Annotated in this window: 17 protein-coding genes; 8 read left to right on the forward strand and 9 right to left on the reverse strand. The window is 27.7% G+C overall.

Going from position 1 to position 17,773, the window contains the following annotated elements:
* The 4 genes from AVBRAN12640_RS00840 to AVBRAN12640_RS00855 form a co-directional block, all read right to left on the reverse strand.
* Nucleotides 1–391 (reverse strand): hypothetical protein (locus AVBRAN12640_RS00840; protein ID WP_336612944.1); only part of this gene is annotated, 391 nt, incomplete at its 3' end.
* A 203-nt stretch (nt 392–594) separates the two neighbouring features.
* Nucleotides 595–1,449, reverse strand: a complete 855-nt coding sequence (locus AVBRAN12640_RS00845) for a hypothetical protein (RefSeq protein ID WP_336608715.1) — start codon at nt 1,447–1,449, stop codon at nt 595–597.
* Between the two features lie 349 nt (nt 1,450–1,798).
* Nucleotides 1,799–3,727, reverse strand: a complete 1,929-nt coding sequence (locus tag AVBRAN12640_RS00850) for an ABC transporter permease (protein ID WP_336608716.1) — start codon at nt 3,725–3,727, stop codon at nt 1,799–1,801.
* On the reverse strand, nt 3,702–4,814 hold the full coding sequence (locus AVBRAN12640_RS00855; RefSeq protein WP_239802718.1) for an efflux RND transporter periplasmic adaptor subunit: 1,113 nt from the start codon (nt 4,812–4,814) through the stop codon (nt 3,702–3,704). Before AVBRAN12640_RS00855 ends, AVBRAN12640_RS00850 begins: the two co-directional genes overlap by 26 nt.
* Nucleotides 4,815–4,884: 70 nt before the next feature.
* On the opposite strand from AVBRAN12640_RS00855, the gene fliL reads away from it, so the two are divergent.
* Genes fliL through AVBRAN12640_RS00880 form a run of 5 tightly spaced genes read left to right on the forward strand, consistent with a single transcriptional unit; the run spans nt 4,885 to nt 8,407 of the window.
* Nucleotides 4,885–5,403, forward strand: coding sequence for a flagellar basal body-associated protein FliL (gene fliL / locus AVBRAN12640_RS00860; RefSeq protein WP_214116740.1), 519 nt, complete (start codon nt 4,885–4,887; stop codon nt 5,401–5,403).
* The gene (gene acpS, locus AVBRAN12640_RS00865; RefSeq protein ID WP_214116738.1) at nt 5,403–5,753 is read left to right on the forward strand and encodes a holo-ACP synthase; all 351 of its coding nucleotides are present in this window, start codon (nt 5,403–5,405) and stop codon (nt 5,751–5,753) included. The genes fliL and acpS overlap by 1 nt, the downstream gene beginning before the upstream one ends.
* 1 nt (nt 5,754) lies before the next feature.
* Nucleotides 5,755–7,029: an MFS transporter gene (locus AVBRAN12640_RS00870; RefSeq protein WP_250325857.1), complete on the forward strand. Its 1,275-nt coding sequence runs from the start codon at nt 5,755–5,757 to the stop codon at nt 7,027–7,029.
* Nucleotides 7,017–7,568: a CheB methylesterase domain-containing protein gene (locus AVBRAN12640_RS00875; RefSeq protein ID WP_214116734.1), complete on the forward strand. Its 552-nt coding sequence runs from the start codon at nt 7,017–7,019 to the stop codon at nt 7,566–7,568. Before AVBRAN12640_RS00870 ends, AVBRAN12640_RS00875 begins: the two co-directional genes overlap by 13 nt.
* A 5-nt stretch (nt 7,569–7,573) precedes the next feature.
* Complete coding sequence (locus tag AVBRAN12640_RS00880; protein WP_214116732.1) at nt 7,574–8,407, forward strand: CheR family methyltransferase; 834 nt, start codon at nt 7,574–7,576, stop codon at nt 8,405–8,407.
* Between the two features lie 19 nt (nt 8,408–8,426).
* Here AVBRAN12640_RS00880 and AVBRAN12640_RS00885 read toward each other — a convergent pair whose 3' ends face one another.
* Together AVBRAN12640_RS00885 and mnmG are read right to left on the reverse strand one after the other, a co-directional pair.
* Complete coding sequence (locus AVBRAN12640_RS00885) at nt 8,427–10,457, reverse strand: CHASE2 domain-containing protein (RefSeq protein WP_336608717.1); 2,031 nt, start codon at nt 10,455–10,457, stop codon at nt 8,427–8,429.
* A complete protein-coding gene (mnmG, locus tag AVBRAN12640_RS00890) occupies nt 10,454–12,310 on the reverse strand; it encodes a tRNA uridine-5-carboxymethylaminomethyl(34) synthesis enzyme MnmG (protein WP_214116728.1) in 1,857 nt (618 codons plus the stop codon). The genes AVBRAN12640_RS00885 and mnmG overlap by 4 nt, the downstream gene beginning before the upstream one ends.
* A 49-nt stretch (nt 12,311–12,359) precedes the next feature.
* Here mnmG and AVBRAN12640_RS00895 point away from each other — a divergent pair, with 49 nt between their 5' ends.
* Together AVBRAN12640_RS00895 and AVBRAN12640_RS00900 are read left to right on the forward strand one after the other, a co-directional pair.
* Nucleotides 12,360–12,971, forward strand: a complete 612-nt coding sequence (locus AVBRAN12640_RS00895; RefSeq protein WP_214116726.1) for a riboflavin synthase — start codon at nt 12,360–12,362, stop codon at nt 12,969–12,971.
* Nucleotides 12,972–12,979: 8 nt separating this feature from the next.
* A complete protein-coding gene (locus AVBRAN12640_RS00900) occupies nt 12,980–13,168 on the forward strand; it encodes a hypothetical protein (RefSeq protein WP_214120047.1) in 189 nt (62 codons plus the stop codon).
* Between the two features lie 35 nt (nt 13,169–13,203).
* Here AVBRAN12640_RS00900 and AVBRAN12640_RS00905 read toward each other — a convergent pair whose 3' ends face one another.
* The 3 genes from AVBRAN12640_RS00905 to selA form a co-directional block, all read right to left on the reverse strand.
* Complete coding sequence (locus tag AVBRAN12640_RS00905) at nt 13,204–14,211, reverse strand: sensor histidine kinase (protein ID WP_336608718.1); 1,008 nt, start codon at nt 14,209–14,211, stop codon at nt 13,204–13,206.
* Between the two features lie 175 nt (nt 14,212–14,386).
* Complete coding sequence (bcp, locus tag AVBRAN12640_RS00910; RefSeq protein ID WP_214116710.1) at nt 14,387–14,824, reverse strand: thioredoxin-dependent thiol peroxidase; 438 nt, start codon at nt 14,822–14,824, stop codon at nt 14,387–14,389.
* Nucleotides 14,825–14,826: 2 nt separating this feature from the next.
* Nucleotides 14,827–16,113 carry an L-seryl-tRNA(Sec) selenium transferase gene (gene selA, locus AVBRAN12640_RS00915; protein WP_336608719.1) on the reverse strand — a complete coding sequence of 429 codons (1,287 nt, stop codon included), beginning with the start codon at nt 16,111–16,113 and terminating at the stop codon, nt 14,827–14,829.
* 48 nt (nt 16,114–16,161) lie between these two features.
* Between selA and AVBRAN12640_RS00920 the strand changes: the two genes are divergently transcribed.
* On the forward strand, nt 16,162–17,772 hold the full coding sequence (locus AVBRAN12640_RS00920; RefSeq protein ID WP_336608720.1) for a 4Fe-4S binding protein: 1,611 nt from the start codon (nt 16,162–16,164) through the stop codon (nt 17,770–17,772).
* Nucleotide 17,773: the final 1 nt, after the last annotated feature.

Consider the following 17,773-nt stretch of genomic DNA (forward strand, 5'->3'; position numbering starts at 1 on the left):
TGAATAATATTCCGTGAAAAGCAATCATTAAAAATGAGAAAAAATAAAAGATAACTTTAATAAATTTTTGATTTTGTTTCATTATAAATTTATAGATTAGTATAATAGGAAAACACAATATAAAAGGAAAAATTATTTGAAAAATCAATGTATTTAGAGCAAAATCAGGATTATTGCTTTTAGCACTTAAAACCAAATAAAAAAATAAAATATATAAAGCTGTTATAAATCTAGGATAGAGCTTTAATCCTATAAAAAATGTAAGGGCAAAAAGCATAGGATAGGTAAGGAATGGCACATAAATTATAGGAATTAAAATACTAATAATCCCACCAGCTAAATCATGTAAATTATCTAAAAAATATGTTAGATATATTAAAAACTCATTCATATCTTACCTTTAAAAATAAAGTTTAGTATAGCAAATACACATTCATCAAATTTAAAAATAATTATTAATATATGTTGCTTTTCGTAATAAATAATATTAAAAAATATTTTTTAATTTAATTTCAAATCCCTAATTCAAATTCTTTTAAAATATAGATAACAAAAGTTTAATTAATATAATCATCAAAATCTCTTTTGTTAAAATCAAACATTTACTCTCCTTTGACTTAAAATCTTTTCAATTTTCTTACGCTGTTTTGCTATGTATTTTTCGCCTAATGGTTGTGCTTCTTCTCTATGCTCTATTTCGTAAGCTCCTTTGCTTATTGCAGAATGTTTTAATCTATATTCAGTGTATAAAAAATAAACCGATAAATCATCAACAAAAGGCAATGAAACTAGCTTGGTTTTAGTTTGATATATTGTGTAAGTTTTTAAGTTTTTACCATTTAAGAAAAATAATATTAAATAACTTGATAAAATATTTAATATTGCAAAAAACATAACTATAGGAAAGAAAATTATTCTAGCTACCCTATAATCTAATCTATAATTTAAGCTTTTATTTTCTATTTCTTTAGTATTGTAAGTATCTTTATCAAATATATGAGAATACGCTAAAGCAGGTCGCTTAGATTGCAATCTAAAAACTATATCGCTTTTATTTATCGTTTCGCTTACTTTTTTATAACTTTTAGCAATATCAAAAAGACCTTCTTTATCTACTGTATATGTTTCAAAATATATCTTTTCATTATCTACGCTAATATAAAAATCATTATTTTTAACAAATCTAAGTCTTTTAATATGATTAGTCTTTATGAATAAAAAAATAAAAAATATACCGATAATTATTGTAGCTTCGCCTCTTCCTCTTAATCTAATCTCAGTCATTTCTGTGTGAGAAGCTTCTGGTAGTTTATCTAACTTGTAAGCTATAAAACAAATTGTGCAAATTAATAATAAAAAAGTAACAATGTCATTAAATAACCTAATAAGCTCTAAGCTATATAAATAATCGTTTTTTATTTTATAATCTTTTAAATTGTCTATATTCAAATTAATCCTTTGTTTTTAATAAGATTAATTATATGAAATAAAAATAAAAATCCATAAAATTATTAATATATGTTACTTTTTATAATAAATAATATTAAAAAATATTTTTTATTTAATTTCAAATTCCTAAATTAAATTCTTTTAAAACTATAAAAACTAAAAATTTATAATAAGGCTAATTAGTGGTGTGAAATATTTTAGAATTTAAATTAGGATTTTAATATATTAATTTAGTCCTTAAATTTTATAAATTCCTAAAATTATTTAAAACTACACATTCATTAGTTGCTTATGATTTTATATAAAATAAAAAGGAAAAACTTTATTAATTTAAGTTTTTCCAAATTAATCAATCATCAGTTAAAGCAACTGCAGGGATTAGCTTACTAGCTTGTTTAGCAGGAAAATATCCAAAAAATAAACCAACTAAAGTGCTACTTAAAAACCCTAACATAATAGCATCAAAATCAACTATCATTTTAATAGGAGCGTCAAGTAAATTAATACCATAAACAAGCATTAAAGCAATCATTACACCAATACTAGCAGCCACGCTACAAAGCACAACCGATTCAATCAAAAACCCCGTGCTAATATAAGATGGACTTGCCCCGATTGCAAGTTTTACCCCTATTTCTTTCGTTCGCTCTTTTACAACGACAAGCATAATATTCATAACGCCAATTCCACCAACAATCATAGCAATAAACGCAATGCCAAAAATCATTAAACTAAGTGTATTTGTAGTGCTTTCTATACTTTTTTTAATAGCGTCTTGATTAAAGGTCAAAATTGAATTAGCACCCTTTTTAATCTCTAAAATCTGTTTAATACTATTATCAGCTAATTCACTATTTACATCATCTTTAAGCAATACGACAATACGCCTAATATGTTTATTACCATCAAATTTATTGCTAATTGTGCTATTTGGAACATAAACTCTAATATCAAAACCATCTCGCTCATTTTTATCTTTTTTAAGAACTCCAATTACTCTTAATGGCTGACCTTTTAGATATATTATTTTATTTAATGGACTTTCTATTTTAAATAAAGTTTTAGCTAAATTCTCACTAATTACACATACATTCTTAGCGTCTTGTTCTTCTTGCTCGGTAAAAAATCTACCTTCTTTCATCTCCTTAGCACTAATTTGTAAAAAATTCGCAAAAACTCCTGTAGCATCAGTATCTACTTCGTTTTTTAAATAAGTAATATAAGCACCACTTAAACCACTCTCAACCCCAACTTCTTTTACAAAATCAAGCCTTTTAATAAGCTCTAAATCTTGGTATGTTAAATCCTTAATCCTACCTGCATTTCTATCTCCAAATCTTGAGCCTTTATGAACTATAATTGTATTTGTCCCAAGTGATTTTATCTCTTCTAAAATATCAGCTTTCCCACCATTTCCTAAAGCTATCGTTGAAATTACTGAAGCAGTAGCGATTATAAGCCCTAGCATAGTAAGAAATGACCTTAATTTATTTGTGATTAGATTATTTAATGCAAGTTTTACATTTTGAGAAAAAAAGCTAAAACTAGCTATAAATCTATCTTTAAATTTAGCTTTATTTAAATTATCTTCATTTAAATTGCTTGTTTTAAATTCTTTAACATTTTCATCACTAATGATAACTCCATCTTTCATTTTGATAATTCTAGTTGCGTATTTACATAAACTCTCATCGTGAGTTACTAGAATGACCCCAACTCCGTTTTCATTTAGCTCTTTTAGAATTTGCATAAGCTTTATTCCATTTGCACTATCAAGCGCTCCTGTTGGCTCATCTGCTAATATAAAATTTGCATCATTTATAAGTGCTCTTGCCACACTTACACGCTGTTGCTGACCACCACTTAAATGTGCTGCTTTTTTATGAGTATGTTCGCTAAGTTCTAATTTTTCTAATAATTTTTTAGCTTTTTGAATACTAGTTTGTTTGTTTTTCTTAGCATATAAAGCTCCCATTATTACATTTTCTAATACACTTTGTAAGGGCATTAAATTGTATCTTTGAAATATAAAACCTAAATTATCTCTTCTAAAGGCTGATTTTTCTTCACTATTTAAAGAATACAAATTCTTATCATAAAATATATATTCTCCGCTACTTGGCTCATCAATTAAGCCTATCATATTAAGCAAGGTGCTTTTTCCTGAACCACTTTTGCCTAATAATATTACAAACTCGCCTTTTTTTATCTCAATATTTATATCTTTTAATACTTGAGTTGAGCCGTAAAATTTATTTAGATTGCTTATCTTTATCATTAGTTATTACCACTTCATCATCATCATTTAAGCCACTTGTAATTTCTATATTAAAATTATCGCTCTTACCTAAGGTTATATATGCTTTTTTATAGCCTATCTCGCTATTATCTTTAATATTTACAAAATAGCCTTGATTGTCTTTATTAATATAATTAATAGGTAAAGTTAAAGCATTTACTACCTTATCAATTTCTATGGTATTTTGAACATCTATTCCTATTTTTAATTCAGGGTTATTATTTACAAAATATCTAGCATAATAATAAACAGCCCCACTTGAAGTAGCATTATCAATAACACTAACATCAGCACTATCAATACTATTTATACTAGCTTCTTTAGTGCTAGCCCCATCACTTAATGGAGTATATGTGATTTTTTGCCCTACTTTTAATAAGCTAACATCATTTTGTGCTATTTGCATTCTAACTTCCATCTCATCTAAATTAGCTAATTTAATTAGTGTTGGTGAGCTTTGCTTTGAGTTAATTGTCTGACCTAAACTAGCATAAACACCTATTACACTACCATCAATAGGGGCTTTTACTATTGTTTCATCTAAACTTTCTTGCATAGTAGAAATATTTGCATTTGTTTGAATTATTTGAGCTTTTATTGAGCTAAGTTTTGCTTTTGCGTTGTAATAATTAGTTTTTGCGTTTAAATAATTTTCTTTAGAGCTAGCACCCTTACTTAATAACTTTTCTTGAGTTTGAAGTTTTACATATAATTCGTTTAAATATACTCTAGCTGCTTCTTCTTCATCATTTAAACTAATTAATTTACTTTTTTCTATAGCCAAATCATTCTTAGCTTTTTCATCATCTAAAATAGCAATAATATCGCCTTTTTTAAGCTTATCTCCTAGCTTTACACGAAATTCTTTAATTTCTCCATTTGCTAAAGTTGCAACATTTACCAAAGAAGGAGAATAAGCCTTGCCTACTGCTTCAACATTAATTGATAAATCCATTCTTTTTGGTTTAATAATTCTAAAATTATTATTAGTTTCATCGTTGCTAAAATATGCAAAACTAAATATGCCTATAATTATTACTATCAAAATAGCTAGTATTTTTTTCATTTTATCCCTTCTTTAATTTATTTTTGCTAAAATCTCAATTTTTAAAATATTTATCAAAAAAGGTTAATAAATGGCAGAAAACGAAGAAGTTGTAGCACCAAAATCAAAAGGTTCTAGTTTGGTTTTAATTTTAGTAACCGTTTTATTACTTGTTGTATTAATCATAGGCGGTTTAGTTATATTTTTATTAATGGGAAGTGGCGATGAAGAAAAGGCTGATGAAAGTGTAAAAACCGAGCAAGTTGAGAAAAAACCTGCTAAGAAAAAGAACGAAATGTCAGCTGATGTTGGTGTTATTTATCCATTAGATGGCTTTACCGTGAATTTAGTAAGTGATAGTGGGACTAAATATTTAAAATGCAAAATTGAATTAGAGCAAAATATAGAAACACTAACACCAGAACTTGATAAAAAAATACCTATTATTAAAGATAAAATAATAGAAACTCTAAGCTCAAAAAGTGTAGAAGAAATAAGCACAGGAAAAGGCAAAGAAAGATTAAAAGAAGAAATTATCAATAAAATTAATGAAGTATTAAATGATGGCTTTATCAAAAATATTTATTTTACTGATTTTGTGATTACTTGATGATTGGTTGTGATATTGTTGAGATTGCTAGAGTTGAGAAAATTCTAGCTAAATCTCAAATTAAATTCTTAAAAAAAATCCTTACCGAAAACGAATTAAAAACTCTAAGTTCTAATTCAAATTCTATTGCAGGTTATTACGCAGCAAAAGAAGCAGCTAGCAAAGCTTTAGGCTGTGGAATTAGTAAAGATTGCTCTTTTATGGATATAGAAATTATAAAAAATAATCAAAATAGACCTAGTATTTTATTTAGTGAAAAAATTTTTAATAAATTTGGAGTAAAATCAGCTCATCTTAGTATTAGCCACGATGCAGGGATTGCAATGGCTGTTGTTATGCTGGAGAAATAAATTGAAAAATTATCTTGAATTATTAAAATATAGTAAGACTTTTAAAATTCTCATCTTAGTTCAATTCATAACTTATTTTGGGGCTTGGTTTTCACAAATTGGTGTTTATACTATGCTAATTGAATTTGATTTTAGCAAGTTTAGTTGGAATATTTTAGGCTCTGAAATAAATCACGAAAGTATGAAAAAATGGGCTATATCTTTTTCTGCTGTATTTGCATTTTTGCCTACTATTTTAATGGCACCAATTAGTGGAATTATAATTGATAGTTTTAAGTCTAAAAAACTTTTATTATTATCAATTATCATTGAATTGTTTTCAGTATTTTTACTAATTTTTATAAAAGACGCTAGTTATATTTTTATACTATTTTTACTAATTTTTATAAGACTTGCGGTTGCAAGTTTATATTTTCAAACTGAAATGAGTTTATTGCCACATATTTTTGATAAAGACAGATTAAAGCTAGCAAATGAGTTATTTTCAGTAGTTTGGGCTATTTCATACACTACAGGAATGGCAGTTGCTGGTATGTTTATACATTATTTTGGGGTTTATAATGCCTTTTTGCTTGATTGCTTTTTATTTTTAATTGGAATTACATTATTATTTTTTATAAAAATAGAAGTAAAAAATGAAAAATTTTATTTCAAAAATATCACAAAAATGGCTAAAGAAGGTTTGTTTTATTTACTAGGAAATAAAAAAATATTACATTTAATATTATTACACGCCTTTATAGGATTTACAGCTTATGATGCTTTGATTAATTTTTTAGCTGGATATGATTATTTAAATAAAGTATATTTTCTAAAAGAAATTCTAAGCACAGGTTTAATAATAGGACTTAGTAATGCAATTAGAGCTTTATCTTTAGTAGTTGGACCTTTAATTTTAAGTAAAGTCGTAAATCACAAAAGATTATTTTATTTTTTTATTTTACAAGGCTTAGGGATTATTACTTGGGCTTTACTTCAATTTAATTTCTGGGTATCTTTTATAGGTTTAATATTTGCTGGATTTTTTACTAGCACGATATGGTCTTATACTTATACAGCAATTCAAAACAATTGCGATAAAGAATATTATGGCAGAGTGATTGCTTATGTTGATATGATTTATATGAGCTTTTCATTAGCAATTACTTTACTAACTGGTTGGTTATTTGATAATAAAGTTGGCACTTTTTATATTACAATATTAATTGGAAGTTGCTTTATAATAGGTGCTTTTTATTGGTTATTTTATATAAGGAATTATGGATGCGAAAAGTAATTTTAATAGGTGCTAGCACAGGTGGTCCTAGTCAGATTAAGTATTTAATTCAAGATTTAAAACTTGTAAATACAACAATAGTTATTGCTCAACATATGCAAGCAAATTTTTTACCAAGTTACGCACATCAACTTGATAAAGAATGTTTAAGTGATGTTGCGTTATTAGAAAATACTTGCTTTTTAGATGATAAAAAAATATATATTTGTCAATACAATACGGAGTTATTTTCAAATCTAAGGGCTAATTTTAATAATGGAGTTTTTCCATTTTGTCCTAATGTAGATTTATTGTTTAATAGTGCTTCAAAACTTACAAAAGATTATGAAATACTAGCAATATTATTAACAGGGATTGGAGATGATGGTGCTAAAGGCTTATTTGAACTATACAAAAAAGGTGCTAAGTGTATAGGCGAGAGTGAAAAATCTTGCATAGTTTATGGAATGCCAAAAAGAGCTTATGAATTAAACAATAATCTTTTACAACTTGACATTGAAGATATAAAAAAAGAAATTGTAAATTTCATTCAAAGGTAGGTTTTATGTTTAGTTTTTTATCAAATAAAAAAGATATAGAAAATCAACAAAAAGAAGAGTTTAAATTCCACGATGATAATTATGAGTTTGATATGCTTTTATTGAAAATTAGGCAAGTTTGTGGAATTGATTTAGAAGTTAAAAAAACAACGATAAGACCAAAATTAATCAAATTTTGCACTAATAATAATTTAAGCTCTTTTTCTCAATTAACTAATAAAATGGATTTAAACCTTCCTATTAGACAAGAATTATTTGACTTAATAACGGTTTGTGAAACTTATTTTTATAGAGAACTAAAACAACTTAATGAATTAATTTATATCTTAAGAGCAGAACCTAGCAAAAGAAGAATTTTATGCGCTCCAAGTTCAAGTGGAGAAGAAGTATATTCAATACTAATGCTAGCAAATGAAGCAGGGATTACTAATCTTTCAATCTTAGGAATAGATATAAATGCTGAAATTATTCAAAAAGCAAGAGCTAGAAGATATTCAAAACGCTCATTATATAATCTAAATGATAATCTAATCAAAAAATACTTTGACCAAGACAATGATGAATATGTGATAAAAAGCCAATATTTTTCTAATGCTAAGTTTGAAGTTGTGAATGTATTTGATAAGAAATTTTTAGAATTAGGTAAATTTGATGTGATACTTTCAAGAAATATGATGATTTATTTTAATGAAGAATACAAATACCGCTTGGTTGATAATTTTGTCAAAAATCTCAATGATGGCGGAATGTTTTTTGCAGGACACGCTGATTTAGTTCCAAGTCATAATGAATTAAAAAAAGTATATGCAAATACTTGTACTTACTATGTAAAAGAATAATTAGAAATTAAATTCCTAATTATTCACGCCATAAAGTTAATTTCTCTCCTTTAAAGCCACTGCATTTATATAATTTAGTAGTTTCATCTTTACCTTTTAGCTTTAATTCATCAACTAATTCTAATTCATATATACTAGCGTCTTTTAAGGCTGCTAAAGTGTTATGAGAGATTAAGATATTTGCCTTATAGTTTTTACAAGAGCTTTCTACCCTACTTGCGGTATTTACTCCATCTCCTATGCAAGTATAATCACTTCTTGAAAGGCTTCCCATCTCCCCTACAATACATTCACCTGTGTTAATTCCTATACCTATATTTATATAAGGAAGTCCTTTTTTGCCCCAATCTTCGTTTAAAAGTTTTAAAGCTTTTATTTGCTCAATTGCAGCTTGTAAAGCACAATCAGCGTGATTTTCTAAATCATTTGGAGCATTAAAATACGCCATAACAGCATCACCTATATATTTATCAACCGTTCCATTGTATTTAAAAATAATATCACTCATAGGGGTCATATATTTATTTAAGAAATTAACCAAATCAGAAGCATCCATATTCTCACTAATCGTAGTAAAATCTCTAATATCACTAAAAAATACTGATATTTCTCTTTTGCTTGTGCTAAATACATTGCTATCTGTATTAATTAATTGCTCTGCTACTCTTTTTGAAACCTTTTTTTCTAGCTTAGCTTTTATAAATTCTTTTTGTCTGCTTTCTAAAAAGAAGTTAATTAATATCCCAATTACTCCCATAATAGCTAAAACCAAAATAAGTTCAAATGTATGAAGTAAATACTTCTTGCTAATTATAAAATAATAATGCCCTAAAATAATAGTTGCTAAAAGTATTAAATGCCATAAAACTTGTAAAATTATACTTTTAAAATACATAAAAGAAACACTAAGAGCAATTATTAGTAGTAAAGAAATTAAAAGTATTTCAGATGAATATTTTGGGGTTGTTAGGTATTCATCATTTAATAAATTATCTATCGCATTTGCGTGGATTTCAACACCTGGTAAGTTTTCATCTAATGGATTGCTTCTAATATCATTAAGCCCTACAACACTAGTTCCAATTAAAACTATTTTATCTTTAAAGAACTCTTTACTAATAGTCCCATCTAAAACATCAATAGCGCTAATATAATCATAATGCGGAGATTTTCCTTTAAAATATAAACCAAGCAATGCGTGAGCATTCACTACAAAGCTATCCTTATCTCCTAATACTAAATGTATATCTTTAAAATTATCCCCAATTGCTTTAATATCATCAATTCCTAGATATTTTGCATACATTGCAAGACTAAGACTTGGTAAGAGTTGTTTAAACTCACCATCATCATAATAAATCATCATAAAGGCATTTCTGATTACATTATCTAAATGTGAATATGAATTAACAAATCCATTTGCATAAGCATTATCACTTAATTCTTCTATACTTGCTGTAATATTTTTACCATGTTCAAGCAATGAATAATCAATATTATCTTCAGCTATGCTTTGATTACTTAATGGAGCTAATTTTTTTTCCGTATCGTTTATATAAGAGCCTAAGTTTATAGCATAGGCTAAAATACTATTTGTCTTTGAAAGTGCCATAGCAAAAGCTTTATCAGTATCTTGAGTGCGTTGGCAAAAATGATATTTTGGAATGTTTAAAGAATTAAACTCCATATCATTCATCTTTTTAGTAATTTCTCCACGCTTATCGCTTTCTGCAAAATAAATATCAAATCCTACCACACTAGCAGAATTTAATTTATACACCAAACAAGCAAGAATATCTCTATCCCAAGGCCATTGCCCAAGACTAGCTAAGCTTTTTTCATCAATATCAACTATAGCAATTCTACTATCACCTTTAATATTATGATTAAAATAAGCATTAATTCTAAAAAACATATCGTGAGTTAAATTATCTAGCCTTGTGATGATACCTACTTCTTTTATAGTTATAAAAAATGAAAAAACAATCATTAAAATTGATAAAACTATAAAAGAATAAAATTTCTTAAACTTACTTAAATGTCTAATCAATTCTTAGCCTTTAATTTAATATAAATTTGAAGAATATCAATTGCAGCTGGAGTAATTCCACTAATTCTACTTGCATCAAACAAATTATCAGGCTTATTTTTTTCAAGTTTTTCTACGACTTCATTACTAAGCCCACTAATTCCACGATAAGTAAAATCATTTGGAATTTTAATCTTAATCAAATTCGCTTGATTTTGAATACTTTCATCTTGTAATTTTACATAATGATAATATTTTGCATCAAGTAAAATTTCATCTAAAACAAAATCATTTAAATTAGCCAAACTTGGTGCTAAAGAAAGCATTTTTTCCTTTGTTATAGTGCTACGAGCTATGATTTTTTGAAGAGTTGTTGGTTGAGAAATCGGCTCTTCATTAATACTTGCTAATAATTCATTAAAAGAATTTGAAGGAACAACCCTGCTTTCACATAAAAACTCTAAACCTTTTTTAATATCATTTATTTGATTTTCATAGTATTTAAAGCTATTTTCATCTCTTAAACCACACTCATAAGCGTATTTATTAAGCCTTGTGATTGCATTGCTTTCACGAAGTAATAATCTAAACTCAGCCCTACTTGTAAACATTCTATAAGGCTCTTTTGTGCCTTTCGTAACTAAATCATCAATTAAAACACCAATATATCCTTCATCACGGCGTAACACAAGCCCATCTTTATTATCAATTGCCAAACTTGCATTTATAGCTGCCATAAGCCCTTGAGCTGCTGCTTCTTCATAACCAGTTGTCCCATTTACTTGACCTGCTAGATAGAAGTTTTTAATAATTTTACTTTCTAAAGTATGAAACAAATCAAGTGGGTCAAAATAATCATATTCTATTGCATAGCCGTGTCTTGTGATTTTAGCATTTTCAAAGCCTTTAACCGAGCGTATCATTGAATGTTGAACTTCAAATGGTAAAGAAGTTGAAAAACCATTTATATAATATTCTGTAGCTTCTTTTGTCTGTGGCTCAATAAATAAATGATGACTTTCTTTATCTGCAAAACGATTGATTTTATCTTCTATACTAGGACAATATCTAGGGCCAACTCCTTTAATTTGTCCTGTAAACATAGGAGCTTTATCAAAATTTGAACGGATAATATCATGAGTTGTTGTATTTGTATGCGCTATATAGCAAGGAAGTTGCGGCAATGTATGAGAAGTAAATTCTAAGCTAAATCCTTTAGTATTTAAATCACTTTCTTGAGTTTCTAATACGCTAAAATCAATACTACTTGCTGCAATTCTAGGACAAGTTCCAGTTTTAAGTCTTCCACGATTAAGCCCTAAAGCAGCTAAATTATCGCCTAACTCACTAGCACTAAGCTCTCCTACACGACCACTTTTTATCTTGCTTAAACCTACATGAATTAAACCATTTAAAAATGTCCCACTGCATAAAATTATTTTCTTAGCTTCATAAGTTTTATTAAGCTCGGTTTTTACTCCATAAGCTTCATTATCTTTTACTAAAAGCTCTGTAACCATTTCTTGAGAAATGTCTAAATTAGGCATATTTAATAATATATTTTTAGCATTTTTATTGTATTCATCCATATCTATTTGAGCTCTAGTTCCACGAACAGCTGCACCTTTGCTCTCATTTAAAGTCTTGTAATTAATCGCACTTAAATCAGTAATCTTTGGCATAATTCCGCCAAGTGCGGCTATTTCTTTTACTAAATGCCCTTTTGCAAGTCCGCCTATTGCAGGATTGCAAGAAGTTGCTCCAATTCTATCGTTTAAAATCGTAAGAAGTAGTGTTTTTTTACCCATTTTAGCACTTGCGTGTGCTGCTTCAACACCAGCATGACCAGCACCAATTACTATAATATCATACATCATTAATCCTTTTTTTTATAATACACTAAGCTTATTGTAAAGGATAAAAATGTTTAATGGTTTAATAAGAGAATGTGGCTTTATAAAAAACTATTCAAATAATGAATTAAGATTAATTTCAAAACTAAAACCAAACATAGGAGATAGCGTAGCAACTAATGGAGCTTGTCTTAGTGTGATAAAAACTCATAATGACGGCTTTAGTCTAAATCTTAGTAGTGAAACTCAAAAAATAATCAAACCTTTTAAAGTAGGTGAAAAAGTGCATACTGAATTAGCAATGCAAGTAGGAGATAGGATTGATGGGCATATTTTAAGTGGGCATATTGATGGGCTCGGTAAAATCATTAAGATAAATAAGCTTGCTAGTGGGATAGATTTTTATATAAGTCTTGATGAAAAATTAATGCCTTTTGTGTGTAATAAAGGTAGCATTGCAATTGATGGAGTAAGCCTTACTATCAATGAAGTTTTAAACAATTCTATAAGACTTACAATAATTGATATTACTTTAAAAGATACTTTATTTAATTCGTATAAAATCAATGATTTAGTAAATGTAGAAACTGATATTTTGGCAAGATATGTTCATAGAATGCTAAATTATAAAAATAACTCACTTACTTGGGATGATATTGATAGAATTAGTGCTATTTATTAGGAGTTTTTATGAATGAAGAAATTATGTTAAGAGCTTTAGTGCAAAAAGCACAAGAGATGGATGATGAGTATTTGGCAAATGAAAAATTAGTAAAAATGCTTATTAAAAAACAAGTATCATTTGATAATTACGATAAAATAAACGAGTTTTTAAACTTTATAAAAGACGCTAAAACAAACGCTCAAAAAAGCAAATAAAAAAATAATTAAGATATTTAATAATAAATGAATTATTAAATATCTAATTTAAATTCCATGCAAAAGCTCTTAGGCTCGTTGCAATAGTATATGTTTGCATTGTGAGCGTTGCAGATTTGTTTGCATAATGCTAAGCCTAAGCCATTGCCTTTTAGCTTAGTTGTATTGAATGCTTCAAAAAGATTAGTAAGATTTGCTATCTTTTCGCCACTATCAAAAACACTAATTTTATATATATTATTTATAATTTCTCCTTTGACTTTGATAGTGCCATTTTCTTCACAAGCATCAATTGCGTTATAGATTAAATTACTTAAAACTAAGCTTATTAAAGACTTATCAGCACTAATTGTAAATGGAGCAAAAGTGCATTCGCTTAGAATTATCTCATCACTATTATTATAGGTATTAAAGACATTTTGGCATTCGTTTTCAAATTCTTGCAAATTGAACTCATATTTATTTAGCTTAAACCCACGAGTAAAAAGCAAAGTGCTCTCAATTATTCTCTCAACCCTTTTAATCGCATCTTGCATTTGCATTACAATATGTTTATTTTTAAGCTCAACTTTACTAAAAAGCACCCCTGCTAAAAGCGAAACCGAGCCTATTGGATTTCTAATCTCGTGAGCTAAATTAGCCGCTACTTGACCCATAGAAACAAGCCTTTCATCTCGCTTTTCTTTAGTAATATTTGTAGCCATTATTAGGTGCTTATCAGCGTATTTTATAGATTTGATTTGATAAAAATTGTTTAAAAATTCTAATTCATAATGCTCTTTATTAAGGTCAATTTGCCTAAATAATTCATCACTTGCTAATTTATTTTTCACTACTAGATTTTGATTTTCATCCAAAACCCAAATAGCACTTGGTAAAATCTCAATGATTTCATTTATCATTAGCATTAAACTATCATAAGAAGTCTTTAAAGCCTTGTATTCATTCTCTACCACATAAGTTTGCTCAATTAACGCCTTTAGCCCATCAGCAAAACTCTGCTTATCTGATAAATCTAAGCTATCTAAAATATTTTTATTCATAAATATCCTTTAAATTTTTAATTATCTTAGCAGTTTTTATAAAAACAAAAAAATTTAAAATTAGAATTTATATATTATTTCACATTGTAGAATATATTTAAAAAGAGAAAATAATAGCAATTATGGAAAAATAAATTATATTTTTTTGATTTTAGCCATTAAGGCTAAAATCTAATTATTCTCCTAATAAATCCTTATTAAGTCTTGCGGCAAAACCTGTTGCTTTATGATTTTTGTATTCTTTAATGATTTCGCCGTTTTCATCTAGGATAAAGCACGAGCGAATAAGCCCTTCGTATTCTTTACCATAATTTTTCTTAATCCCCCAAGCACCAAATAGCTTAGCCACTTCTTTCAATTCATCGCTTAATAAAATCTGATTTAAGCCGTATTCAGCTTTAAATTTCGCTAGTTTTTCACACTTATCAGGGCTAATTCCAATCAGCACATATCCTGCATTAAGCAATTTATCAAAACTCTCACTTAATTCACAATTTTGCTTAGTACAACCTGGAGTGTAAGCTTTTGGATAAAAAAACACTATCACCTTTTTACCGCGAAAATCACTTAGATTAATCGCTACTTCATCTTGATTTAATAAAGTAAATTCCATATTTAATCCTTTAAAACTTCTTTTATAATATTTGCTAAGCATTCTAATTGATTAGGTAAAACGCTCCTTAAATCAATTATTATGCTATCTTTATCATAATTAGCCACTACGCCTTTATTTAAAAGTTCGTTTATCTTGCTTTTATTAGCCTTAATTTTTAAAGCATAGCCGCTTAGTAATTTTTCAGGCATTGAGCCACCCCCTACTAGGCTTTTGCTCTCTACGATTTCGCCAAAATTTATTAGCTCTTGCAAGGTTTTTGCTTTGTTTAAGACTTGAGATTTTGTATCATTTAATAAAGCTAGGCTTGGTAGATTTGCATAGTCTTTATTTAAATAATTTTTAACAGCTTTTGTAAGTATTAATAAGCTAGTTTTATTTAGCCTAAACATTCTTAAAAGCTGATTTTTGCGTAATTTTTCAATTAGTTCTTTTTTACCTAAAATAATTCCTGCTTGAGTGCTAGAAAACAATTTATCCCCACTAAATGAAACCAAGCTAATACCTTTAGATATTAGGCTTTTTACACTAGGTTCATCCCTTAAACTATCATTTATTAAATCCACATAGCCACTACCTAAATCATAATAAAATATTTTTTCATTTTTACAAGCTAAATCATTTAGGCTAATCGCATCTACTTCTTGACTAAATCCACCGATATAAAAGTTTGATTTATGAGTTTTTAAAATCATTTTTGCATTGTTTAATTCAGCTTCATAATCGCTCATCTTAGTCTTATTAGTAGTTCCTACTTCAATAAGCCTTGCTCCACTTTCACGCATCACATCGCTTACTCTAAATCCCCCACCAATTTCTACTAACTCGGCTCTACTTGTAATTACACCTTCGTTTTTGCCTAAAGTATTTAATACTAAAAATACAGCAGCAGCGTTGTTATTTACCACAAGTGCATCTTCGCAACCAAAAAGCATTTTTAAATAAAATATGAGATTTTCATCTCTTTTACCCCTTGCATTGCTTTCTAAATCAAATTCTAAATTAATATTATTAGTATGAAAAGCCTTTAATTCATCATAATCACTCTCGCTCATTAAAGCACGACCAAGATTTGTATGAAGCACCACACCAGTAGCATTTATCAATGCTCTTGGCTCTTTTAATAGCCTTTTATTAATTCTTTCATTAAGCTCTTTGAGTATCATCTCGTAACTTTGCTCTTTATTAGTAGCTCTTAGTTCATTTATTAATTCTTTAGCCAAAAAGCTAACTAAAAAACTGGGTTTATCATTAAAGGCATTAATTAATTTTGATATTTGTGGTAGCATTTTAAAATCCTTAAATATTTTTTAAAATACTAGCAAGGAAAGGTAAAAATGAAAGAATTTGCATATTTAAAAAAGGCTGATTTTATAGATGATTTAGGCAAAAATATAGCCGTTATAAATAGCCCTACTAGTGAGAAATTTCTAATAGCAAATGATAAGGCTTTAAATGCTTTAATCTATGCTCCTGAAATTGATTTTTATATAAAAAACTCAAGTGCTTTTAATAATGAAAAATTAGAAAAATTATATGAAGCAAGAGCTATTAATTATGATTATTCAAGTGAGATTAATTTATATGCGAATATTGATAAAAGAATTTGCATATTATTTGATGATAAAGATTTAAAAAATAAATTAATAGATAATGGTTATAAGGCTGTTTGTGTTAGTGAATTTGAGTTTGTTTATGGTGGGATTGGCTCACTTGTAGTAGTTACTAAAGAAGGCGAATTAGATTGTGATTTAGCTATTTCACAAACAAAACTAAACAATCACGCAGTATTAATAAATCATGAAAATATATTGCAAGATTTAAATTCTTTAACGGGTAAAATTAGCTTTACAAGAAAGATTGAGTTTAATTCAAGTTTATGCCAATTAGATGGGCGTAGGAGTGAGCATTGTGGTTGGTGCGTTGAGACCTGTCCTAGCGTGGCTTTAAGCACTGATGATAAAAAAATCATAATAAGCGAAATTGATTGTATTAATTGCGCAAAATGCGTAAGCGTATGTCCTACTAATGCACTTGAGTTTTGTGAGTTTAATAAAGATTGCATAAAAGAAATTAGCAAAATCTATGAAAACGAGCAAATAATAATAACTCAAAATTATGATAATGATTTTAATATAAAGCATTTTTTACCATTTAATATACCTTTTGATTTATTAGATGAATTAATACTTTTACATTTAATAAATACAACCTGTAAAAGCATTGCTATAGTTGGAGATATTAGCGAATTTTTAGCCGAAAAAATCAACTTAGTAAATGATATTTGCAAGGCAATCACAGGAAAAATAGCCATATATGTAAATGCAAATTTAGATGAAATTCCAAATGAATTGATAAAAGAATTTAAATCAAGCGAAAGTAATTTTAGACTAAATAAAAGAGAGCTTTTTGGCTTAAAAATCTCTTCTATGTTAAATAATTTAGATAAAGGCGTAATCACTGCTAAAAATTATGCAAAAATTAGCATAAATGAAAGCACTTGCACCCTTTGTGCTTCTTGTGCTGGGGCTTGTAATACGAACGCAATTTTAGCCGATAGTAAAGAAAACGCTATTAAATTTAACGCATCATTATGCACAAGTTGTGGATATTGCATAAATTCTTGTGCTGAAAAAGATACTATTTTTATACAAAATGATATTTTAGAACTAAATCCGATTAGCTTTACTCATAAAACTTTAGCTAAAGATGAATTATTTGCTTGTATTGAGTGTGGTAAAGAATTTGCTACTAAAAAATCAATTGATAAAATAGCTGGTATTTTAGGGGCTGCTTTTAGCTCTGATGTTACGAAAAAATACTCGCTTTATTGCTGTGCTGATTGTAAGGCTAAGATAATGATGCTAAAACAAGCTCAAGTTTTTGATGATACAAATAGTTTTTTTGCACCACTTGAAGAAAAATTAAATAAATTTTTGAAAGGTTAAA

The sequence above is a fragment of the Campylobacter sp. RM12640 genome (assembly GCF_020137595.1).
Lineage (GTDB): Bacteria > Campylobacterota > Campylobacteria > Campylobacterales > Campylobacteraceae > Campylobacter_E.